Annotated in this window: 15 protein-coding genes and 2 pseudogenes; 11 read left to right on the plus strand and 6 right to left on the minus strand. The window is 73.2% G+C overall.

Going from position 1 to position 21,900, the window contains the following annotated elements:
* Nucleotides 1-114 precede the first annotated feature (114 nt).
* Nucleotides 115-2,136, plus strand: a complete 2,022-nt coding sequence (locus tag Q5762_RS23855) for an NADPH-dependent 2,4-dienoyl-CoA reductase (RefSeq protein WP_315894260.1) — start codon at nt 115-117, stop codon at nt 2,134-2,136.
* 74 nt (nt 2,137-2,210) lie between these two features.
* Nucleotides 2,211-2,744 (plus strand): helix-turn-helix transcriptional regulator, encoded by a 534-nt coding sequence (locus Q5762_RS23860; RefSeq protein ID WP_315894261.1) that lies wholly within the window; start codon nt 2,211-2,213, stop codon nt 2,742-2,744.
* Between the two features lie 696 nt (nt 2,745-3,440).
* Here the strand turns inward: Q5762_RS23860 and Q5762_RS23865 are convergent.
* A pseudogene (locus tag Q5762_RS23865) lies at nt 3,441-4,613 on the minus strand (heavy metal translocating P-type ATPase); the annotation flags it as partial.
* A gap of 20 nt (nt 4,614-4,633) precedes the next feature.
* On the opposite strand from Q5762_RS23865, the pseudogene Q5762_RS23870 reads away from it, so the two are divergent.
* Nucleotides 4,634-5,356: pseudogene (locus Q5762_RS23870) on the plus strand (monooxygenase); the annotation flags it as partial.
* Between the two features lie 257 nt (nt 5,357-5,613).
* Here the strand turns inward: Q5762_RS23870 and Q5762_RS23875 are convergent.
* Nucleotides 5,614-6,954, minus strand: coding sequence for a DUF2252 domain-containing protein (locus Q5762_RS23875; RefSeq protein ID WP_315894262.1), 1,341 nt, complete (start codon nt 6,952-6,954; stop codon nt 5,614-5,616).
* A 198-nt stretch (nt 6,955-7,152) separates the two neighbouring features.
* On the opposite strand from Q5762_RS23875, the gene Q5762_RS23880 reads away from it, so the two are divergent.
* Nucleotides 7,153-7,905, plus strand: a complete 753-nt coding sequence (locus Q5762_RS23880; protein ID WP_315894263.1) for a GntR family transcriptional regulator — start codon at nt 7,153-7,155, stop codon at nt 7,903-7,905.
* A 163-nt stretch (nt 7,906-8,068) separates the two neighbouring features.
* Here Q5762_RS23880 and Q5762_RS23885 read toward each other — a convergent pair whose 3' ends face one another.
* Nucleotides 8,069-9,601, minus strand: coding sequence for an amino acid permease (locus Q5762_RS23885; protein ID WP_315894264.1), 1,533 nt, complete (start codon nt 9,599-9,601; stop codon nt 8,069-8,071).
* A gap of 66 nt (nt 9,602-9,667) precedes the next feature.
* Nucleotides 9,668-10,642, minus strand: a complete 975-nt coding sequence (locus Q5762_RS23890; protein WP_315894265.1) for a hypothetical protein — start codon at nt 10,640-10,642, stop codon at nt 9,668-9,670.
* A gap of 295 nt (nt 10,643-10,937) precedes the next feature.
* Here Q5762_RS23890 and Q5762_RS23895 point away from each other — a divergent pair, with 295 nt between their 5' ends.
* The 6 genes from Q5762_RS23895 (at nt 10,938) to Q5762_RS23920 (ending at nt 16,850) form a co-directional block, all read left to right on the plus strand.
* Nucleotides 10,938-12,389 carry an FGGY family carbohydrate kinase gene (locus Q5762_RS23895; protein ID WP_315894266.1) on the plus strand — a complete coding sequence of 484 codons (1,452 nt, stop codon included), beginning with the start codon at nt 10,938-10,940 and terminating at the stop codon, nt 12,387-12,389.
* Nucleotides 12,386-13,843: an FAD-dependent oxidoreductase gene (locus Q5762_RS23900; protein ID WP_315894267.1), complete on the plus strand. Its 1,458-nt coding sequence runs from the start codon at nt 12,386-12,388 to the stop codon at nt 13,841-13,843. The genes Q5762_RS23895 and Q5762_RS23900 overlap by 4 nt, the downstream gene beginning before the upstream one ends.
* 104 nt (nt 13,844-13,947) lie before the next feature.
* The gene (locus Q5762_RS23905; RefSeq protein WP_315894288.1) at nt 13,948-15,174 is read left to right on the plus strand and encodes an FAD-dependent oxidoreductase; all 1,227 of its coding nucleotides are present in this window, start codon (nt 13,948-13,950) and stop codon (nt 15,172-15,174) included.
* 133 nt (nt 15,175-15,307) lie between these two features.
* Nucleotides 15,308-16,042: a D-Ala-D-Ala carboxypeptidase family metallohydrolase gene (locus Q5762_RS23910; RefSeq protein WP_315894268.1), complete on the plus strand. Its 735-nt coding sequence runs from the start codon at nt 15,308-15,310 to the stop codon at nt 16,040-16,042.
* 23 nt (nt 16,043-16,065) lie between these two features.
* The gene (locus tag Q5762_RS23915; protein WP_315894269.1) at nt 16,066-16,542 is read left to right on the plus strand and encodes an NUDIX domain-containing protein; all 477 of its coding nucleotides are present in this window, start codon (nt 16,066-16,068) and stop codon (nt 16,540-16,542) included.
* A 62-nt stretch (nt 16,543-16,604) separates the two neighbouring features.
* Complete coding sequence (locus tag Q5762_RS23920; protein WP_315894270.1) at nt 16,605-16,850, plus strand: hypothetical protein; 246 nt, start codon at nt 16,605-16,607, stop codon at nt 16,848-16,850.
* A 63-nt stretch (nt 16,851-16,913) separates the two neighbouring features.
* Here the strand turns inward: Q5762_RS23920 and Q5762_RS23925 are convergent, their stop codons facing one another.
* Together Q5762_RS23925 and Q5762_RS23930 are read right to left on the minus strand one after the other, a co-directional pair.
* Nucleotides 16,914-18,140: a cytochrome P450 gene (locus Q5762_RS23925; protein ID WP_315894271.1), complete on the minus strand. Its 1,227-nt coding sequence runs from the start codon at nt 18,138-18,140 to the stop codon at nt 16,914-16,916.
* Between the two features lie 55 nt (nt 18,141-18,195).
* On the minus strand, nt 18,196-20,112 hold the full coding sequence (locus tag Q5762_RS23930; RefSeq protein WP_315894289.1) for an NAD-binding protein: 1,917 nt from the start codon (nt 20,110-20,112) through the stop codon (nt 18,196-18,198).
* A 445-nt stretch (nt 20,113-20,557) separates the two neighbouring features.
* On the opposite strand from Q5762_RS23930, the gene Q5762_RS23935 reads away from it, so the two are divergent.
* Nucleotides 20,558-21,898: a serine hydrolase gene (locus Q5762_RS23935; protein ID WP_315894272.1), complete on the plus strand. Its 1,341-nt coding sequence runs from the start codon at nt 20,558-20,560 to the stop codon at nt 21,896-21,898.
* Nucleotides 21,899-21,900 lie beyond the last annotated feature (2 nt).

The raw sequence follows: 21,900 nt of genomic DNA on the forward strand, positions 1-21,900 counted from the left end.
CGGTTACCGAGTAGTAGTACAGATCACTCGGCCAGCCTTCTGCAACTAGTTGCACAACCGGGTCGGGGTCGCTTAGAACAAGGGGTGACGATTCCGCGCGAGGAGGCGCCCCCGATGACCTCGACCCCGTACCCCCACCTGTTGAGCCCGCTCGACCTCGGCTTCACCACCCTGCCCAACCGGGTTCTCATGGGTTCCATGCACGTCGGGCTCGAAGAGACCGAGAACGGGTTCGCGCGCATGGCGGCCTTCTACGCCGAGCGCGCCCGCGGCGGGGTCGGGCTCATCGTGACCGGCGGCATCGCGCCCAACGAGGCCGGCCGCCCCTGGGACGGCGGCGCCAAGCTGACCACCGAGGAGGAGGTCGCCGAGCACCGGCACATCACCGACGCCGTGCACGCCGAGGGCGGGCGGATCGCGATGCAGATCCTGCACTTCGGCCGGTACGCCTACCACCCCGGGCTCGTCGCCCCCAGCGCCATCCAGGCGCCGATCAGCCCCTTCGTACCGAACGAGCTGACCGACGCCGAGGTCGAGCAGACCATCGAGGACTACGCCCGCTGCGCCGAGCTCGCCAAGGCCGCCGGGTACGACGGCGTCGAGGTCATGGGCTCCGAGGGCTACCTCATCAACGAGTTCATCGCGGCCGCCACCAACCACCGCACCGACCGCTGGGGCGGCAGCTACGCGAACCGGGTGCGCTTCCCGCTGGAGATCGTCCGCCGGATCCGCGAGCAGGTCGGCGAGGACTTCATCGTCATCTACCGCCTGTCGATGCTGGACCTGGTCCCCGGCGGCTCGACGCTGGAGGAGGTCGTCTCCCTCGCCAAGGAGATCGAGGCGGCCGGCGCGACCATCATCAACACCGGCATCGGCTGGCACGAGGCCCGGATCCCCACCATCGCGACCTCCGTCCCGCGCGGCGCGTACACCTGGGTCACCAAGAAGCTGATGGGCTCGGTGTCCATCCCGCTCGTCACCAGCAACCGCATCAACACCCCCGAGGTCGCCGAGCAGATCCTCGCCGAGGGCCGCGCCGACATCGTCTCGATGGCCCGCCCCTTCCTGGCCGACCCCGACTTCGTCGCCAAGGCGGCCGCGGACCGTGCGGACACCATCAACACCTGCATCGGTTGCAACCAGGCCTGCCTGGACCACACCTTCAGCCTGAAGATCACCTCCTGCCTGGTGAACCCGCGCGCCTGCCACGAGACCGAACTGGTCCTCTCCCCCACCCGGCTCGCCAAGCGGATCGCGGTCGTCGGCGCGGGCCCGGCCGGCCTCGCCGCCGCCGTCTCCGCCGCCGAACGCGGCCACTCCGTCACCCTGTTCGACGCGGCGAGCGAGATCGGCGGCCAGCTGAACGTCGCCAAGCGCGTGCCGGGCAAGGAGGAGTTCGACGAGACCCTCCGCTACTTCCGCGTCCAGCTCGACGAGCGCGGGGTCGAGGTCCGGCTGAACACCCCGGTCACGGCCGCCGATCTGGACGGTTACGACGAGGTCGTCGTCGCCACCGGCGTCACCCCGCGTACCCCGGAGATCGAGGGCGTCGACCACCCGAGCGTCGTCAGCTACCTCGACGTCCTGCGCGACGGCGCGCCGGTCGGCGAGCGGGTCGCGATCATCGGCGCCGGCGGCATCGGTTTCGACGTGGCCGAATTCCTGACCGACGGCGGCGAGGGCGCGAGCCAGGACCCCGAGACGTACTTCAAGCAGTGGGGCGTGGACACCTCGTACGAGACGCGCGGCGGTCTGCGTGCCCCCGAGCGCCCCCGGCCTCCGCGCCAGGTCCACCTGCTCCAGCGCAAGACGACCAAGGTCGGCGCCGGTCTCGGCAAGACCACCGGCTGGATCCACCGCGCCGAGATGAAGCACCGCGGCGTCACGATGGTCGCGGGCGCGACGTACGAGCGGATCGACGACGAGGGCCTGCACCTCACCGTCGACGGCGAGCCGCGGACGGTCCCGGTCGACACGATCGTCCTCTGCACCGGCCAGGATCCGCGCCGCGGTCTGTACGAGGAGCTGATCGCGGCCGGCCGTACGGCGCACCTGATCGGCGGCGCGGACGTCGCCGCCGAACTGGACGCCAAGCGCGCGATCGACCAGGGCACGCGCCTCGCCGCGACCCTGTGATCGGTCCGGTGTGATCCTTCCGGCGTGACAGTTCCGACGTGAGCGTTCCGGCGCCCCGAACCTAGGATGCGTGCATGTCCCTCCCGCACGCGATCCTCACGGCGCTGCTCGAGAAACCGTCCTCGGGTCTCGAGCTGACGCGCCGCTTCGACCGGTCGATCGGCTACTTCTGGTCGGCCACGCACCAGCAGATCTATCGCGAGCTGGGCAAGCTGGAGCAGGCGGGGCACATCCGCGCCCTGCCCGCTCCGGTGCCGGCCCGTGGACAGAAGAAGGAGTACGAAGTACTCCCCGCGGGCCGCTCCGAGCTGGCCGAGTGGGTCGCCCGGAGCGAGGACCCCAAACCGCTGCGCTCCGCCCTCCTGCTGCGCATGCGGGCCGCGGCGGTCGTCGGGGCGCCCGGCATGCGCGACGAGCTGCACCGCCATCTGGACCTGCACCAGCGGCAGTTGGCGGAGTACCTGGCGATCGAGGAACGGGACTTCCCACCCACCCGCCGCGAAACCGAACCGGACCGGCTGCGCCATCTCGTCCTACGGGGCGGGATCGACCTGGAGCGCTTCTGGGTGGAGTGGCTGACGCACGCGCTCGCCGAGCTGGAGGGTTAGCGGCGCGGTCGCGGTGCTGTGCCCCGCACCACTGTCACCACCGTCACCACCGTCACCGCCGGGACCGGCTCCTGCGCACCACGTAGCCCCCGGCCAGCACCGATGCGACGGCGAGCCCGAGCCCGAGTCCGGTTTCGAGATCCGAGGGGCCGTAGGCCCCGCCGACACCGCCCTGGGCACCACGCGAAGGCATCGCCGTGGGGGTCAGGGGCGCAGGGGTGGGGGTCAGGGGCGCAGGGGTGGGTGTCAGAGGCACCGGGGTTGGAGTCACGGGCGCCGACGTGGGCTCCAGTGGCGCCGGCCGGGGGTCCAGGGGCACCACGGTGGCCGCGCTGCGGCTGGGAAGCCACTCACAGGCCATGCCGTCGTCCGTACCCCGATCCTCGTCGAGGCGGTGCGGGTCGCTTCGGTCCCTGTCGAACTCCGCCTGCGCGTCTTCCCGAAAGGCGAAGTTCCGGCAGTCGAGATCCTGCGCCTGCGCCGTCCCGGCCAACGGGACAACGGAAGCGCAGGCCATGGTTATACCGGCCACGACACTGCGGCAGCTCATCGCGCCTCCCGACCTTTGATACGAGGGCTGTCGTTACGACGCTACGAGCAGTGGAGGCGTACAGCGCGGGACGCTGGACCGAACGGGCAGCGCCTCCGGCGCGCCGGGGCGGACGGACGCCGGCTCCCTCGAATGCGCCCCACCCCTCACTCCCCTGCGGCCGCCGCCTTGCGCCAGGCCGAGTCGCGCAGCAGACGCAGTCCGTTGAGGCAGACCAGGACCGTCGAGCCCTCGTGGCCTGCCACGCCGAGTGGGAGGGGGAGGTGGCCCGCAAGGTCCCAGACGATCAGGGCTCCGATGCAGGTGCCGGCGATCGCCAGGTTCTGGACGACGAGGCGGCGGGCGCGGCGGGAGAGGGCCACGACCGTGGGGACGGTTGCCAGTTCGTCCCGTACGACGACGGCGTCGGCGGTCTGCAGGGCCAGGTCGGAGCCGGCCCGGCCCATGGCGATGCCGCTGTGGGCGGCGGCCAGGGCGGGGGCGTCGTTGACGCCGTCGCCGACCATCAGGACCCGGGAGCCGGCCCGCTCCCACTCCCGTACGGCAGCGACCTTGTCCTCGGGCAGCAGCCCGGCCCGTACGTCGGTGATTCCGGTCCCTCCGGCGATCCGGCCGGCCGCTCCCGCGTTGTCGCCGGTCAGCAGGGTCGGCGGGGTGCCGGTGAGGCGGGTGAGGGCGGCGACGGCCTCCGGGGCGCCGTCGCGCAGCCGGTCCTCGAAGGTCAGGACGGCGACGCGGGCGCCGTCCACGACGACCTCGACGGCGGTGTCACCGTGCTCGCCGTCCGCCCGGCGCACCCGCACGTCGTGGCCCTCGACCGTGGCCCGTACGCCGTCGCCCGGCACCGAGGCGAAGTCGCTCGCCTCGGGGATCCGCAGCCCACGCGCGCGTGCCTCGGTCACCACGGCGCGGGCCAGGGGGTGTTCGCTGGGCAGTTCGGCCGCGGCGGCGAGGGCGAGCGCCGCCGGGTCGCCCTGGACGGCGGTGACGCGTGGCGCGCCCTCGGTCAGGGTGCCGGTCTTGTCGAGGGCGACCCGGTCGACCGTACCGAGGCGTTCCATCACCACGGCGGACTTGACCAGAACGCCGTGGCGGCCGGCCGTGGCGATGGCGGAGAGCAGCGGTGGCATGGTGGCGAGGACGACCGCGCAGGGCGAGGCGACGATCATGAACGTCATGGCGCGCAGCAGCGTGGAGGTGACGTCGGCGCCGAGCGCGAGGGGGACGGCGAAGAGCGCGAGGGTGGCGACGACGACGCCGACGGAGTAGCGCTGTTCGATCTTCTCGATGAAGAGCTGGGTGGGCGCCTTGGTGGCACTGCCGCGCCCCAGAGGACTCGGGCATGGACGCCCTGGGCTTCAACCTCGTCCCCAACCCCGGGCAGGTGTACGGCGGTGTGTTGCTGCCCGTCGGCGACGGGCTGCATCTGGTCACCCTGTCCGGGCTCCGGGACGACGTGCCGCCCACCGACGAGAAGGGGTTCGAGGCCTTCGCGACGAAGCTCCCCCACCCCGTCCTGAGCCAGTGGATGGCGAAGGCCACGCCGGAGTCCTCGGTGCACGGTTTCCGTCAGACCGCCAACATCCGGCGCCGGTACGACCGTCCGGGCCGCCGGCCGGCCGGCTTCCTCGCCACCGGCGACGCGCTGTGCGCCTTCAACCCCGTCTACGGGCAGGGCATGGCCGTCGCCGCGCTGGGCGCGGTCGCGATGCGCCGGGTCCTGGCCGACCCGAAGCGGACGCCGACCACGCGGGCGGTCCAGAAGGCCTTGCTGGGCGCGTCGAAGCAGGCCTGGGACATCGCGGCCGGCGCCGACCGGAAGATGCCGGGCGCGACGGGCAACGCGGTCGCCACGAGCGCGCTGGACAGGCCGGTGGGGTGGTACTTGCGGCGGGTGCAGTCGCGGATTGCCGGGGACCCTGTGGTGGGCGGCGCGTTCCGCTCGGTCCTGACCCTGACGGCTCCGCTGACCGCGCTGTTCGCTCCGGCGGTGGCCCGGCAGGTGCTCTTCGGACCGGTCCTTGACACCCCGCCCGAGCCGCCGCTGCGGCGCGGGGCGTAGGGGTTCGGGCAGCTGGCCGTGCGGCACGGGACGTGGGGACTCGGGCCGGGCGTGCGGCGCGGGACATAGGGACTCGGGCCGGGCGTGCGGCGCGGGACATAGGGACTCGGGCCGGGCGTGCGGCGCGGGACATAGGGGTTCGGGCCGGGCGTGCGGCGCGGGACATAGGGGTTCGGGCCGGGCGTGCGGCGCGGGGCGTAGGGGTTCGGTCCGGCGGCGGGGCGCGTACGCGGGCGGTTGGGACGGCGACGAGGGCGTCAGACGCCCGGCGCCGCCGCGATGACGCCCGCGGCGACCGCCGCGCCCAGGGCCGCGTAGTCGTCGGCGTTCTGGTCTGTGTAGCGCATCGCGAAGTCGGCGACGGCGCGGTCGAAGACGTCCGAAGAGCCGAGGTACGCGGCGATGGCGATGCGGTCGCCGGAGCGGGCGTGGGAGCGGGCAAGGGCGCGACCGCAGAGGCCCGCGTACGCGCGGAGGATCGCCGGGGACATGGTCTCCACCTCGGCAGAGCCCTTCATGTCGCGCAACTGCCGCCAGTAGAAGTGCCGTTTCTCCGGCCCGGTCATCCAGCCGAGGAAGATGTCGCTGGCGGCCTGCGTGAGGCGCTGCCCGCGGACGACCCGCTGGCCCTGGTGCCCGTACACGCTCGGCGGGAGGTACCCCTCCAGGACCGAGCGGCCGGCCTCCTTGATCTGGAGCATCAGCGGGTCGCCGTCGTCCCGGCCCTCCAGGAGGAGGATGAAGCAGCGGGTGCCGACGCTGCCGACGCCGACGACCTTGCGCGCGGCGTCTACGTAATGGAAGCGGTCCAGGAGGAGGCGGCGCTCCTCGGAGAGCGAACTGCGGTAGTCACTGAAGACCTTGCCGAAGGTGACCCGGTCGAGGTCGGTGGCCCGTTCGAGGAGCGGGGGGTCGTCCACGATGTGGCGGGTGCCGCTCTCGTCGAGGGCGGTGAGTTTGCCGAAGGCCTGGAGGCTCGTGCGGCGCCGGGCGTGGGCGAGGTTGTCCTCGAACGTGGCGCGGCGGTCACGGCGCACCAGCGGAGCCAGGTCGTCGGCGTCGATCCGCTCGTACCAGACGGCGAGTTCGCCCAGGTCGGCGAGGCGGCGCATGGCCGTGCGGTACGCCTCGCCGACGACGAGGGCTGCGCGGTGGGCCTTGGCCTTGCTGGAGCCGTTCTGGAGGGCGGCGACGGCCACGCTGGCGGCGAGCCGCTTGACGTCCCATTCGAAGGGGCCCGGAAGCGTCTCGTCGAAATCGTTCACGTCGAAGAGAAGCGCCCGTTCGGGTGACGCGTAGACGCCGAAGTTGAGCAGATGGGCGTCGCCGCAGAGCTGGACGGTCAGTCCGGTGTGGCGTTGCGCGGCGAGGTCGGCGGCCATGACGGCCGCGGCGCCGCGCAAGAACGCGAACGGCGAGACGAGCATCCTGCCGTACCGGATCGGCACCAGTTCGGGCACCCGGTCGACGGACTGCCGTTCCAGGACGCCCAGCGGGTCCGGGCGCTGCGAGGACGGTATCCAGCGGCCGTGGGAGGACCGCGGCACCCTCTTGCGGGCGGCCTGGCCCGCCTCCGCCCGCTCCGCCGGTGTCGTCATCCGGCCTCACCCGCCTCTTCCGCAGCCGCTTCCGGTTGAACCTCATTACAAGGTCAGACGGCGCGATGCGCACTCCGGGGCGGTCCGGCTTTCGGACAGTCCCTTCGCCGACCCTTCCTTAATGGTTTAGACCAATGATAGGAATTGATCACCCCCGCGGACCAGACTGTCACGCTGAGCAAAGAGAGGGGTTGGAACATGACTGAGCCCGAACCCGAGCAGCTTGCGGTGGTCCCGCTCTATCTGAAGGTCGCCGCCGCACTGCGGGGCGACCTCGCCGAACGGCAGATCGTTCCCGGCAGTCGGCTGCCGTCCGAGCGGTCCCTCGCGCACCGCTACCACGTCAACCGGCAGACCGTCCGCAGCGCGCTCCAACTGCTGCGCGAAGAGCGGCTCGTCGTCACCGACCGGCGTGGCACCTTCGCCGCGGACCCCGAACACGAGCCGAGCGAACCGGCCCTGACGGTGCGCCGACAGCTCTTCCCCGGCGGTACGGAGGCCGCCGACGCGCTGGTGCGCGCCGCGCTCACCTGGGAGGCACCCCCGGCCGGCCTGGTGGGGCGGCTCGGTCTCGTCCCCGGCGAACCGACCCTCGTCCACCGGCACGTCGTCCTGTCCCCCGGCGGGACACCGCTGCAACGGTCGGTGTCCTGGTTCTCCCGGGCCGCGCTCACCGAGATCCCGCAACTCGCCAAGTACCGGCGGACGAGGGGCTCCGTCCTCCGCCCGGACCTACGGCTCCTCTACCACTGGATGCACCAGGCCGGACTCCGGCTCACCCGACGGGAGTCGATCGGCGTGCCGCCGGGGCCCACGACGGGGGTCGGGGGCGGGGCGCCCCGCCTGGTCGTCCACCGGGTGGTGTGCGACCAGCACGGGCACGCGCTGGAGGTCACGGACATCGACTGCGCGGCGCAGGGGGTCTCCTGGACCTACGAGTTCAGCGGCTGAGAAGGGATATAGGATCCACCGTCCTGGATCCAATATCCTGGATCCAATGTCCGATCTCCGATATCCAATATCCGAAGTCCGCCGCCCGGGCCCTGGATCCAGGAGCCAGGATCCGAAATCCATCGGATCCCCGGGTGCAGCGGATCCCCGGACATCGGATCCGTCAGACCATCCCCTCTTCGATCTGCGCCTCCTCGTGGGCCGTTCCGTACGCCGACGGCGTGCCGTACGAGCGCCGGGCCACGTACCACCAGACGCTGGCCAGCAGCAGGACGACCGCGAGCGCGATGACCGCGTAGTTCATCGAGTCGATCGTCACCGGCGACTTCTGCGGCAGGCAGAAGAGCACGGTGACCAGCGCCACCCAGATCACGGCGGTCCAGCCGATCGGGCGGCTCCAGCGGCCCAGGCTCCACGGCCCCGGCGTGAACCGCTTCCCCGCGCGCAGGCGCAGGTAGATGGGGATCGCGTACGCGGGCGTGATGCCGATGACGTTGATCGCGGTGACGGCGCCGTACGCGGTGGCGGAGTACAGCGACGGGACGGCGATGAGCGCCGCGACGCCGACCGCGAGCCAGACGGCCGGAACCGGCGTCTGCGTACGGCTGCTGACCTTCCGCCAGAGCGCAGAGCCCGGAAGGGCGTTGTCGCGACTGAAGGCGAAGACCATCCGGCTGGCGGCGGCCACCTCCGCGTTGCCGCAGAAGAGCTGGGCGACGATCACGACCAGCAGCAGCGCGGTGGCGCCCCCCGAGCCGAGCGCGTCGAGGAAAATCTGCGCCGGCGGGACGCCCGTGGCGCTGTTCTGCGTGCCCGCGTAGTCCTGGATGGCGAAGGTCAGTCCGGCGAGCAGGGCGAAGCCCGCGATCCAGGAGACCCAGATGGCCCGCACGATGCCCTTGGCCGCGCTGACGGAGGCGTTCGAGGTCTCCTCCGACAGGTGGGCGGAGGCGTCGTATCCGGAGAACGTGTACTGGGCGAGGAGCAGGCCGATGGCGGCGACGTAGAACGGGTTGGCCCAGCCGGTGTCGTTGACGAACTCGGTGAAGACGAACTCGGCGGACTGGTGACGGTCGGGTATGAACGCCAGTGCACCGACGATCACCGCCACGCCGGCCAGATGCCACCAGACGCTGATCGAGTTGAGCACGCTCACCAGCCGGACGCCGAAGAGGTTGAGCACGGCGTGCAGCAGCAGGATGGCGAGGAAGATCAGGAAGGTCGAGCCCGCGGTGGGCTCGATGCCCCACTGGAGGTTGAGGAAGGCTCCGGTGAACAGGGCGGCGCCGTAGTCGATGCCTGCGATCGCGCCGAGCAGGCCGAGCAGGTTCAGCCAGCCGGTGTACCAGCCCCAGCGCCGGCCGCCCAGCCGGTCGGCCATGTAGTAGAGCGCGCCGGACGTCGGGTAGGCGCTGGTGACCTCGGCGAGGGCGAGTCCGACGCAGAGCACGAACAGGCCGACGCCGGCCCAGCCCCACAGCATGACGGCGGGACCGCCGGTGCCCAGGCCGAATCCGTAGAGCGTCATGCATCCGGAGAGGACGGAGATGACGGAGAAGCTGATGGCGAAGTTGCCGAAGCCGCCCATGCGACGGGCGAGGACCGGCTGGTAGCCGAGCTCTCTCAGCCGGGCCTCGTCGTCCAGGCCGCCCGCGTGGGGCCTGCGTGTCTCGTCGACGGGGGCGGTGCGTGACATGCCGATACCTCCAGGGGGACGAACAGGGAACGATCACGGCTGAGCGAACGAGGACGGGAAGGGGCGTCAAGGGTCCAGGCAACGGGCCCGGGCGCGGACGAAGACCTCGGTGGCGAGGCCCCGGTCGTCCGGCCGGTCCGTGCGGTGGGCCCAGGGCAGCACCGTGTAGTAGGGCCCGAGCGCCTCGAAGACGCGGGCGGCGTCCGCGAAGCACTGGGCGCCGAAGAGTGCGTGCGCGAGGTGGTTGAGGTCGAGGAGGGAGGCCTCTGCGGTGCCGCAGAAGAGGAACCAGTCGTGCAGGGCGTGCTGCGCGTCGCGGAGGGCGTCCTCGGCGACCCAGTGCAGGTCGAGCGCGTGCGTGTGGCCGCGTTCCCTGCGGTAGCGCTCCACCCGTACGTAGAGCGGCAGGGCGTGCAGGGCGGAGCCGGTGGGGGCCGAACCCACGGCCCACTGGGCGTAGTTGACGGCCTCGGAGAGCGAGCCCGAGCGGCGGGCGTAGAGGAACTGGAGCATCCGGTGGTGCGCCTCGCGGTTCTGCGGGTCGCGCCGTTCGGCCTCGGCCAGGAGCCCCCAGGGGCCGGGCGGGAGCATGGGCCCGGGCGGGGCGAGCCGGTGCTCGGACATGCGCTGCCGGTCGTCGAGGGCGGCGAGGGCGAGCAGGCAGATCCAGGGGACGGGGTCGGCGGGTGCCCACTCGGCGGAGTCGCGGCAGGCGGTCCAGGCCTCCTGCCACAGTTCGCGGGTGCGGGGGTGGCCGCCGCGGTGGGCGCGTACGGCCCGTTCGACGGCGACGCGGGTGTGCATCACGGCCGCGGGGACGCTGTCCGGCTGCTCGGTACGCCAGGTCTGCACGACGTCGCTGCCCGCGGCCACCGTGGCGAGGACCTGGGTGCGCCGCGTCCAGTCGGCCCAGCCGGGCGTCTCGTCGAGTAATCGGGCCATGGACACCCAGCGGCCGGTCCGCAGGTCCTGGAGGGCGTGGCGCAGGGCGTGGTCGTGGCCCGCCGGATGGTAGACGGGCCGGAAGCCGTGTCCGGCCATCAGGGAGCGGGGCGTGCGGTGGGTGACATGGTTCCTCGGTGGATGAGAGCGGCGGCCCCCTGGTGGGTGTCCGGGCTTTGGTCGGCGATCACTATATGGTTCCGTGGACGATCTCGATCCAGTTTCGGATCTGACCGTAACTATCCGGCCACGGACCGAATATGAGCATGCGTCAACTTTCACGTGTGAGCAGACGGACGGCCTGCGGACCGCTTGACGGGGCGCGGCGCGTGCACCAGTCTTGCCGGTTCCGCGATCAAGGAGCGCTGCCCCCTTCGGGGACCGGGAGGACGAGATGACGGGTCCGGTGCTCGCCGTCGACCAGGGAACGTCGGGGACCAAGGCGCTCGTCGTCTGCCCCGAACGCGGCGTCATCGGAGCCGGTTCGAGTCCGGTACGGCCCCGCTACCTGCCCGGCGGCCTCGTCGAGGTCGATCCCGCGCAGCTGTACGACTCCGTGGTCACGGCCGGACGGGCCGCGCTGGCCGAGGCGGGCACCCCGGTCGTGGCCGTGGGTCTGGCCAACCAGGGCGAGACCGTTCTCGCCTGGGATCCGGCGACGGGCGAGCCGCTCACCACCGCCCTCGTCTGGCAGGACCGCAGGGCGGACGAGCTCTGCGCCGAACTCTCCGACCATGCCGACGAGTTGAGACGGTGGACCGGGCTGCCGCTCGATCCCTATTTCGCCGCCCCCAAGATGGCCTGGATCCGTCGGCATCTCACCGGCGCGGGCGTCGTGACCACGAGTGACGCGTGGCTGGTGCACCGCCTGACGGGCGCGTTCGTCACCGACGCCGCGACGGCGGGCCGGACCGGACTCCTGGACCTCGACACGGTGTCGTGGTCCGACCCCGCGCTCGACGTCTACGGTCTGGGCGGCGAACGGCTCCCCCGCGTGGTCGACGCGGACACGCGCGTCGGTGTCACGACCGCGTTCGGCCCGGAGATCCCGCTGACCGGACTCCTCGTGGACCAGCAGGCCGCCCTCCTCGCGCAGAGCGTCACCGCGCCCGGCGCCGCCAAGTGCACGTACGGCACAGGGGCGTTCCTGCTCGCGCAGACCGGGGCGACTCCGCGGCGCGGCGACTCGGGCCTGGTGAGCTGTGTGGCCTGGCGGCTCCGGGGCCGTACGAACTACTGCCTCGACGGACAGGTGTACACGGCCGCGTCCGCCGTGCGCTGGCTGACCGACCTCGGGGTGCTCTCGGGGGCCGGGGAGCTCGACACGGTGGGCGGGACGGTGCCGGACAGCGGCGGCGTCACCTTCGTACCGGCTCTCGCGGGCCTCGCCGCGCCCTGGTGGCGCGGCGACGTCCGCGGCTCCCTGCACGGTCTTGGCCTGGACACCACCGCAGGGCACCTGGTGCGGGCGCTCTGCGAGGGGATCGCCGCGCAGGTCGTGGAGCTGGCGGGCGCCGCGGCGGACGACCTCGGCCGACCGCTCACCTCCCTGCGCGTGGACGGCGGGCTCACCCGCTCCGCGCTGCTGATGCAGACCCAGGCCGATCTGCTCCAACTCCCGGTCGAGGTCTCGGCGTTGCCGGACGCCACGGCGCTCGGGGTCGGCGCGGTGGCGCGGCTCGGCGTCGACCCGGGCCTCGCCGTCCACGAGGCCGTACCGGAGTGGAAGCCGTCGGCCGTCTACGAGCCCGCCGTGTCCGGTACGGAGGCGGCCGAGCGCATGGGCCGGTTCCGTACCGCCGTGGCGACGCTCCTCGACGGAGCCGAGGGGGCGTCGCGGGCATGACGGCACAGCGGCGGGCCGGCGGGCCCGGGAGGGTGACCCGCGCGGGGGCGCTGCCGGACACCTCGGCGCCCGGCACGGAGTACGACGTCGTGGTGGTGGGGGCAGGGGTGGTCGGCTGCGCGGTCGCGCGCGAGCTGGCCCGCCGGCCGCTGCGGGTCGCGCTGGTCGAGGCGTCCGGCGACGTCGGCGAGGGCACCTCCAAGGCCAACACCGCGATTCTGCACACGGGTTTCGACGCCGAGCCGGGTTCGCTGGAAGCGCGGCTGGTACGGGACGGTCAGCGCCTGCTCATCGCCTACGCGCGCGAGGCGGGCATCCCCGTCGAGCCGGTCGGTGCGCTGCTCGTCGCCTGGGACGAAGAACAGTCGGCGGCCCTCCCCCGCCTCGCGGAGAAGGCCGTACGCAACGGCCACCGGGCCACCCGGCTGATGGACGGGGCGGAACTGCGGGTCCGCGAGCCCCACTTGGGGCCCGGCGCTCTGGGAGCGCTCGAGGTGCCGGGCGAGTCGATCATCTGCCCGTGGACGACGACCCTCGCGTACGCCACGCAGGCCGTGCGCTCGGGGGTCGACCTTCATCTCAACTGCCGTGTGGAGAAGGCCGATCCGGGCACACCGCATCGACTCGTCACCCCGCGCGGGGTGGTCCGCGCCCGCTATGTCGTCAACGCCTGCGGTCTCTACGCGGACCGGTTCGACGCGCTGTTCGGGCGGCGGGACTTCACGGTGGCGCCGAGGCGCGGCCAGTTGATCGTCTTCGACTCGTTCGCCCGCGCGCTGATCCGGCACATCCTGCTGCCCGTGCCCGGCGCACTCGGCAAGGGCGTGCTTGTCGCGCCGACGGTGTACGGGAAGGTACTGCTCGGCCCGACGGCGGAGAACCTCGACGACCGGACGGCCACCCGGACCACGGCCGAGGGGCTGGCGGCCCTCCGCGCCCAGGGCCGCCGGATCCTGCCCGCGCTCCTCGACGAGGAGGTCACCGCGGTCTACGCCGGGCTTCGGGCAGCGACGGAGTACGACGACTACCGGTGCGCCGCGCACCCGGAATCGCGGTACGTCACGGCGGGCGGCATCCGGTCCACGGGTCTGACGGCCTCCCTGGCGATCGCGGCGCACATGGTCGAGCTGCTGGCGGAGTGCGGCCTCGCGCTGGGGGCGGAGCGGCCGCTCGCCCCGGTCCGGATGCCGAACCTGGGCGAGGCGTTCCCGCGTCCGTACCGGGACGCCGAACTCATCGCCCGCGACCCGGAGTTCGGTGCCGTCGTCTGCCACTGCGAGCGGGTGACCCGGGGCGAGATCCGGGACGCACTTGCCGCTACGGTCCCGCCGGGCACGCTGGACGGCCTGCGGCGCCGGACCCGGGCGCGAGGCGGCCGATGCCAGGGCTTCTCCTGCGGGGCAGCGGTCCGGTCGATGTTCGAGGAAGCGGGACGCCCGTGGTCGCAGGGGTGAACGGGGGCGGGGACCTGCCGGTGGTTGGAGCGGTGAACCGGCCCGCGGACCTTGCCGCGGACACCGTCGTGTACCGGCCCGCGGACCTGCCCGCGGTCACCGTGGTGAACCGGTTCGTGGATGTCCTCGTGGTCGGCGCGGGGCCCGCCGGGCTTGCCGCGGCGGCGCGGCTCGCCGGCGTCGGTGGGGGCCGGTGGCGGGTCGAGGTCCTGGAGCGCGATCCGGAGGCCGGTGGCGTACCGCGCCACTGCGCGCACGGCGGCTTCGGACTGGTCGACTTCGGCCGCCCGCTGGAGGGGCCGGCGTACGCCCGCCGACTGACGCGGGCGGCGGTCGGGGCCGGCGCCACCGTCCGTACGGGCGTGTCGGTGACCGGCTGGGCGGGGCCGCTCACACTCGACATCACGGCCCCGACCGGACTGGAGCGGATCGCGGCGCAGGCGGTGGTCCTGGCGACCGGTGCGCGCGAACGGCCGCGCAGCGCACGGCTGGTGCCCGGGACCCGGCCCGCCGGGGTGCTCACGACCGGCGAGCTCCAGCAGTCCACACACCTCTACGGGATCCGGCGGGAGCGGCTCGGGCGGCGCGCCGTCGTCATCGGTGCCGAGCCGGTGGCCCACCACGCGGTGCGGGCGCTCCGCCGGGCCCAGGTGGACGTGGTGGCGATGGTCACGGAGCAGCCCCGCGGCCCCCGGCGGTTCGGGGCGCTGCCGCCTCCGCCGCTGCTCACGGACACGGCGGTGACCGAACTCCTTGGCCGGGGCCGGCTCGCGGGCGTCCGGGTGCGACACGCCGACGGCCGGGAGGGCACGATCCGGTGCGACACGGCCGTGTTCACCGGCGACTGGATCCCGGAACACGAACTGGCCCGCGCCGGTGGAGTGCCCCTCGACCCCGGCACGCGCGGACCCTCGGTCGACGGCGCCCACCGCACCGCCACGCCGGGCGTCTTCGCGGCGGGGAACGTCCTGCGGGGCGTCGAGTCGGCGGGGACCGCGGCGGCCGAGGGACGGGCGGCGGCCGACGCCGTCGTACGGCATCTGGCGGGCGCGCCCTGGCCGGTCGCGGCGGTGCCGTTGGCCGTGGCGGGCCCGGTGGGGTGGGTGGCGCCCAACCGGATCGCCGACGGGGTCACCGTACGACCGTTCCTGCTGCGGGTGCGCGAGCCGCTGGCGCGTCCGGTGGTGGAGGTACGACAGGACGGACGGGTCCTGCATCGGGGCCGGCTCCTGGGCACCGCGTGGCCGCACCGCTCGGTACGCGTACCCGCCGGATGGGCGCGCGAGGTCGACCCGGCGGGCGGGCCGGTGACGGTGCGGGTCACCGTGTGACCCGCCATTGGCCTGGGCCACTGGCAGGTGCCCCGGACCGTTGACCGGCGCGTCACCTCACCCCATTCTCGTGGTCATGTTCATGACGGAACATGGGGACGGAGATCCCGTTCTCTTCCGACACGGAGGTGTCATGGCCCAGCGCATGATCAGATCGCTGCTCGCCACGCTCATGGTGGTGGCCGCCGCCCTCACGGGCACGGTCGCCACATCCGGAACGGCACAGGCCGACACGTGCTACACCTGGGGCCGCACGCTGTCCTCGGGCATGTCCGGGGCGGACGTGACACAACTGCAGATCCGTGTCGCCGGATACCCCGGCTACGGCGCCGTGCTCGCCGTCGACGGCGACTACGGCCCGGCCACCAAGGCCGCCGTCACCCGATTCCAGCAGGCGTACGGGCTCGCCGCCGACGGCGTCGCCGGCCCCGCGACCTTCTCGAAGCTGTACGCGCTCCAGGACGGTGACTGCACGCCCATCCACTTCACCTACGCCGAGCTGAACAAGTGCAACGGCGACTTCTCCGGAGGCGCCGTCAGCGCCGCCACCGCCAAGTCCAACGCCCTGCGCGCCATGTGGAAGCTGGAGGCGCTGCGCCACGCCCTGGGCGACGTACCGATCTCCGTGAGCAGCGGCTTCCGCTCGTACGCGTGCAACTCGGCGGTCGGCGGGTCGTCCGACAGCCGTCATCTGTACGGCGACGGCATCGACCTGACGGGGTCCCCGTCGCTGTGCACGCTGGCCAAGCAGGCGCGCAACCACGGCTTCAACGGGATCCTCGGCCCCGGCTACCCGGGCCACGGCGACCACACGCACGTGGACACCCGCGCCTCCCGCTTCTGGTCGGCGAGTAGCTGCGGGATCTGAGCCGCTCGGCGACACTGGGCGGTATGCCGGACAAGCGCAGCGCAGGGCTCCTTCTCTTCCGCCGAACGTCGGACGGTGGCTTCGAGGTGCTCATCGGCCATATGGGCGGACCCTTCTGGGCGTCGAAGGACGTCTCCGCCTGGTCGATCCCGAAGGGCGAGTACGGCCCCGAGGAGACACCGGAGGCGGCCGCCCGCCGTGAGTTCGAGGAGGAGCTCGGCCTGCCGGCGCCTGACGGCGAGCGGATCGCGCTCGGCGAGGCCCGGCAGACGACCGGAAAGACCGTCACGATCTGGGCGGTCGAGGCGAATCTCGACCCGACCCGGATCGTGCCGGGGACGTTCACCATGGAATGGCCGCGCGGTTCGGGGGTCCGGCGGGAGTTCCCGGAGATCGACCGGGTCGGCTGGTTCGCCCCGGAAGCTGCCGCTCCACTGCTCGTGCCGGGCCAGCGGATCTTCCTCGAACGGCTCTCCCAGAGGCTGGACGGGACGGGCTGAGCCCGATTGTCAGACCCGTACGAGAGGGTGGAGGTCGCCAACCTGTCGAGAGGGAGCCCGACATGACCACGATCACCGCCCGTGAGCGCGCCGCCGCCCAGGCGTACCTCCGTCTGCTGGAGTCCACGCAGGCCGTGCTGACCGATCCGCACCTCGAGCCCTACGCGGCGGCGATGCTCACCCACCCCATGGCGGAGGCCGACGAGGCACTCCGCGCGGCGGGCCTCTCCGGGAACGAGGACCGGCTGCTGCGCCTCGTCTCCGCCCTGCGCGCCTCCCCCACCGCCGACCTCGGCCGGGCGGGGTGAGGGCGCCGGTGAACCGTACGGGGGCTAGTAGGGCCTGTCCGGCGGATCAGGGTCGGACAGGCCCTAGCGGGCGAGGCGTACGGGGAGGGTGCGGACGCTGTTGCCGACGAAGCTCGCGTGTCGGGGCAGGTCCTCCTCGGGGACGGCCAGGTCGAGGTCGGGGAAGCGGATGAAAAGCGCCTCCAGGGCGATCGTCGCCTCCAGGCGGGCGAGCGGTGCACCCATGCAGAAGTGGGGGCCGTGGCCCAGGGAGAGGTGTTTGGCGGCGGGGGCGCGGGTGATGTCGAAGCGGTCCGCGTCCGGGCCGTGGGCCTTCGTGTCCCGACCGGCCGCCGAGTATCCCGCCAGGACCGGGGTGCCCTTCGGGATGAGCGTGCCGTCGACGGTCAGGTCGCGCGTGGGATAGCGGAACGGGAAGTAGCTCACCGGGCTGTCCCAGCGCAGGGTCTCCTCGACCACGTCGGACCAGTCGGCGCGCCCCGCCGCGAGGTGGGCGAGCTGGTCCCGGTACGCGCACAGGGCGCGGACGGCGTTGGTGACGAGGTTCAGCGTCGTCTCGTGACCGGCGATGATCATCAGGACCAGGGTGCCGATGAGTTCCGGCTGACTGAGCCGGTCGCCGCCCTCGTCGCGCGCGGCGATCAGCGCGCTGGTGAGGTCGTCACCGGGTCGGCGGGCGCGGTCTGCCGCGATGGCGGTGAGAACACCCAGGAGCTCCCGGTTGGCCGCCACGGCCTGCTCGGGTCCGATGTCCGTGGCGACGACCTGGTTGGAGAGGTCGTGCAGCCGCTCCTGGTACTCCTCATCGACGCCGAGGAGTTCGCAGATGACACCGAGAGGCAGCGGCAGGGCGAAGTGGCGGCGCAGGTCGGCGACACCGTCGCCCGCGTCGGCCGCCTCGGCCAGCCGGTCCAGGAGGCCGGCGGTGAGGGTCTCGATCCGGGGCCGCAGCGCTTCGACGCGGCGGGCGGTGAACGCCTTGCTGACCAGGGAGCGCAACCGGCGGTGGTCGGCGTCGTCGGCGGTGGTCATGCCCTGGACGGTGGCGAAGGTACGCAGCGGCCAGCCGTCGGGGATACGGCCCTCGGTCAGGGCGGTAAAGTGGCCGGCGCTCTTGGCGACTTCGGGATGGGCGAGGAAGTCGCGCAGCGCGTCGTGACCGAGCACGGCCATGCCCTCGACCTCCCCGGGCAGCACCAGCGGGGTCACGGCACCCTGAGCCAGCAGCCGGGCGTTGGCCGCGTGCGGGCAGCCACCGGTGGGGTCGAGGCGGTACGGCGTTGCGTTCAACGGGCTCTCCCTGGGGCGAGGACGGACCGGAGCGACGCGCGTGTGCGTCGAGATCCTACGGCCGATCCATCCCGTGACGGGCGGTATCCGGCCGGTCCTGACGCGGCGGCCGGGGGTGGCGGCCGAGGAGTTCGGCCAGACCGCGGCGGGTGGTGGCGACGAGGACCCGGTCGCCGGCACCGAGGACACGGTCCGGCTCCAGCTGCCAGACCAGGCCCGCCGCGTGCCTGCCGAGCGGCGCCGACCCGGTCGCACGGGCAATGATCCGCCAGGCTCCCGGGCGGAAGGCCTCGGCCACCGTACGGCCCTCCAGGAGCGGGTTGCCCGCCGCCTCGACCGCCGCGAAGAGCAGCACACGGCGCTCCACCGGGATCGCCCCCAGGATCTGGCGGCCCATCATGGCGCCCGCGAAGGCGGGCGCCGCCAGGTGCGAGACGCTGCGGCTGCGGGTCAGGGCCTCGGGGTGGGCGGCGCGCAGCGTCCGGTAGACGGCGGTGGCGAAGTCGTCGTCGTACAGCCGCAGCGCGACCCGGAGGTCGGGCTTGACGGACCGCGCGGAGAGCGCGGCCTCCAGGTTGGTGATGTCGATGCTGGTCAGCGCGAGCAGGGCGTCGGCCCGGTGGATCCGGGCGGCCTCCAGGACACCCTCGTCGGTGACGTCTCCGATGACGGTGGGCACGCGCAGCCGGCGGGCCAGCGCGATACCGCGGGCCTCGGGGTCGGACTCGACGCAGACGACGGGGATGTCCAGCCGGCGCAGCCGGGCGAGGACCCGGGTACCGACCTTGCCGAGGCCCAGGAGCACCACGTGACCGGAGAGGCCGCGGGGCGGGCGGCGCAGCGAGGTGGCGGTACGGAAGGTGCCGAGGGCCTCCAGGATGCCCGCGATGAGAACCGGCATGAGGAGGAGCCCGACGAAGCCCGCGAGGATCTGGAGCACCTGCCGGCCGGTCGTCTCGTCGACGGCCGGATCTCCGATGGCGAAGAGGTCGAGGAGGGTGAGATAGGCGGCGTGCAGCGGGTGGTGGCCGGTGGTCAGCCAGGTGGCGAGGGCGATCGCCCCGACGGCGGCGGTGACGCCCGCGAGCGACCAGCGCAGGCGGCGGGAGAACAGGGAGCCCACCGGCAGCACGGAGGCGCCGAACCGCTTGGCGGACAGGGTGGGGCCGGCGTACGTGATCGCTTCGAGGGCGACCGTGCCGCGGCCTGGGGCGGCGGCGACGGCCCGGTCGTCGGGCAGGAGCAGGGGCCCCTGGGGGCCGCTGCGTTCCGAGCCCTCGACGCCGGCCGGGTCGTTCGTGGTCGCCGACAGCAGGGCGAGCGTGCACAGTCCCGGGTCGGCGACCTCGCCACGGGCGGGCGGGGTCCGCTCGACGGCGTGCAGGAGCAGTCCGCCGGCCTGGACGACCTTGCTCGTACCGGCGACCGCGGTGGCCGCGAGCGCGGGGGCCGCCGTGTACGCGTCCGAGAGGACGGTCGTCGCGGCGTCGAGTTCCTTGGGGTCGAGACCGGGTTCGGCGACGGCGGCGGCCTGGTCGAGGAGCGTCTCCAGATGCTGGCCGAGCTTGCGGTTGTAGAGCCGGATGACCAGCCGCAGCCTCGGGTTGAGCCGGCGCGCGGCGAGCGCGCCCCGGATGTTCGTCTCGTCGTCGTCGTGGACGAGGGCGAGCGCGGCGGCCCGCTCCACACCCGCGTCGATCAGGACCGTGTCGTCCACCTCGGTCGTCTCCACCACCCGGATCGACCGGCCCTCCGGCCTGCCGAGATGGTCCGCCTGCCCGCCGGCCGCGGGCGTGCGCGTGACGGCGGCCGTGACCCGGCCGAAGAGCGAGGCGGCACGGCCGGGGCGGCCGGTGAGCTGCTGCGGGCTTTCGCTCCGCGCGGGGACGAGGAGGGTGATCCGCTCCCCGTACACGTCGTGGAGCTCGCCGGCCAGCCGGTGGGCGAGGGCGTCGTCCCCGCAGACGATCATGTGGCCGACGGGGGCGGGGGGTGGTTGCCGTTCGGTCCGGAACGCGGGCACGCCGAAGGGCGTGCCCTGTGGATCGGGCGCGGGGCGGCGCTCCTGGGGTTCCGGCGGAACGGGCGTGCTCGGGTGCGGAAGTGAGGACACGTCACCAGCATGCCGTGCCCCACGGACACCGCGGACACCGCCTGCCCACGAGGGCGCGCCTGGGGCCCCGGCGGGCAGGGCCGGGGGCAGAGGCGGGGCGTGCGGCGGGGGTGGGGTGTGCGGCGGGGCTGGGGTGTGCGGCGGGGGTGGGGTGTGCGGCGGACGACAGTCACCGCCCGCCGCCCCGCCACTCCTCACCGCACCACTCCCCAGCTCTCCCCCGACACGCCCATACGGCACTCGGCGTACGCCGGTCGGCGCACTTCGATCTGCGGGTGCCGTCAGCCCTTTCTACGGTGGCTGAATGATCGTCATGTCAGCTGTCCGTCATGTTGCCGCCGGTGCCACGGCGCTGCTGCTCGTGCTGCCCGTCCCGGCGGCCACGGCGTCCTCCGTCACCGAACCCACGCCTCCTGCCGAACGCTTCGTCGATCCCGCCCGGCTGTACCGCTCGGGCGCCCAGGTCCAGCCCTTGTCCGGCGCGCCGGCCGCGCCGGACTCCGTCTCCGCGCTGTCCTGGCTGGTGGCGGACGCCTCCACGGGCGAGGTCCTGGGGGCGCGGAACGCGCACCGGCGGCTGCCGCCCGCCAGCACGCTGAAGACCCTGTTCGCCGTGACCGCGCTCCCCCGCGTCGAGCAGGAGGAGCGGCACACCGTCTCCGAGTCGGAACTGACGGGGATCGGCAGCGGCAGCAGCATGGTCGGGGTCAAGGCCGGCCTCACGTACAAGGTGTCCGACCTGTGGAACGGGGTCTTCCTCAGTTCGGGGAACGATGCGGTGCGGGTGCTGGCGGCGATGAACGGCGGCTGGGAGTCCATGGCCCGTCAGATGCAGGAGAAGGCACGCGCGCTGGGGGCGCGCGACACCCGTGTGGTCTCCCCGGACGGGTACGACGCGCCGGGCCAGGTGTCCTCGGCGTACGACCTGGCGGTCTTCGGCCGTGCCGGGCTGCAGGATCCGGCGTTCGTCCGGTACTGCTCCACGCCGTACGCGAACTTCCCCGCGGGGGGCTGGTCGTACGGCATCCGGAACACCAACCGGCTGCTGACCGGGGCCGGCGGGGTGGCCCGCTATCCGGGGCTGATCGGCGTGAAGAACGGCTACACCAGCAACGCGGGCAACACCCTGATCGCCGCCGCGCGACGGGGCTCACGGACGCTGGTCGTGTCCGTGATGAACCCGCAGTCGGGCGGAGGGCTCGCGGTGTACGAGGAGGCGCGGACGCTCCTCGACTGGGGCTTCGACGCGGCGGGCCGGGTCCAGCCGGTGGGCTCCCTGGCACCCACGCCGGTACTGGGCCGGTCGAAGGACCGGCAGTTGAAAAAGGCGACGGGGAAGCCGGCGGCGAAGCCCCGCGAGAGCAAGGCGGCGGAGTCCGTTCCCCAGGCGGGTCCGGAGGCCCGTGGCGACGCCGGCCGGTCCGGGGACCGGCCCGCGGGTACCGAACGGCGCACGGGTGCGGCGGCGGTCTCCGAGGACCTGGCCGTGCTCAGCGCACCACGGAAGTCCGTCTCCCGCGACGACGTGCCCTCCGGTCCCTGGGCGGGCCTTCCGCTGGCGTTGGTGGGGGCGTCGCTCGGCGCTGCCCTCTCGCTCTGGCTCTGGCGCCGCCGGTCGACCCGGCGGGGCGACGGCGGGATGTGACG

The organism is Streptomyces sp. P9(2023) (assembly GCF_032436795.1).
In the GTDB taxonomy this organism is placed as follows: Bacteria; Actinomycetota; Actinomycetes; order Streptomycetales; family Streptomycetaceae; genus Streptomyces.

Coding starts and splice junctions, on each gene's coding strand:
- Q5762_RS23860 (WP_315894261.1), top strand. CDS start 2,211: ATGTCCCTCCCGCACGCGATCCTCACGGCGCTGCTCGAGAAACCGTCC.
- Q5762_RS23885 (WP_315894264.1), bottom strand. CDS start 9,601: ATGTCACGCACCGCCCCCGTCGACGAGACACGCAGGCCCCACGCGGGC.
- Q5762_RS23910 (WP_315894268.1), top strand. CDS start 15,308: ATGGCCCAGCGCATGATCAGATCGCTGCTCGCCACGCTCATGGTGGTG.
- Q5762_RS23920 (WP_315894270.1), top strand. CDS start 16,605: ATGACCACGATCACCGCCCGTGAGCGCGCCGCCGCCCAGGCGTACCTC.
- Q5762_RS23855 (WP_315894260.1), top strand. CDS start 115: ATGACCTCGACCCCGTACCCCCACCTGTTGAGCCCGCTCGACCTCGGC.
- Q5762_RS23890 (WP_315894265.1), bottom strand. CDS start 10,642: ATGGCCGGACACGGCTTCCGGCCCGTCTACCATCCGGCGGGCCACGAC.
- Q5762_RS23900 (WP_315894267.1), top strand. CDS start 12,386: ATGACGGCACAGCGGCGGGCCGGCGGGCCCGGGAGGGTGACCCGCGCG.
- Q5762_RS23935 (WP_315894272.1), top strand. CDS start 20,558: ATGATCGTCATGTCAGCTGTCCGTCATGTTGCCGCCGGTGCCACGGCG.
- Q5762_RS23915 (WP_315894269.1), top strand. CDS start 16,066: ATGCCGGACAAGCGCAGCGCAGGGCTCCTTCTCTTCCGCCGAACGTCG.
- Q5762_RS23880 (WP_315894263.1), top strand. CDS start 7,153: ATGACTGAGCCCGAACCCGAGCAGCTTGCGGTGGTCCCGCTCTATCTG.
- Q5762_RS23930 (WP_315894289.1), bottom strand. CDS start 20,112: ATGATCGTCTGCGGGGACGACGCCCTCGCCCACCGGCTGGCCGGCGAG.
- Q5762_RS23895 (WP_315894266.1), top strand. CDS start 10,938: ATGACGGGTCCGGTGCTCGCCGTCGACCAGGGAACGTCGGGGACCAAG.
- Q5762_RS23875 (WP_315894262.1), bottom strand. CDS start 6,954: ATGACGACACCGGCGGAGCGGGCGGAGGCGGGCCAGGCCGCCCGCAAG.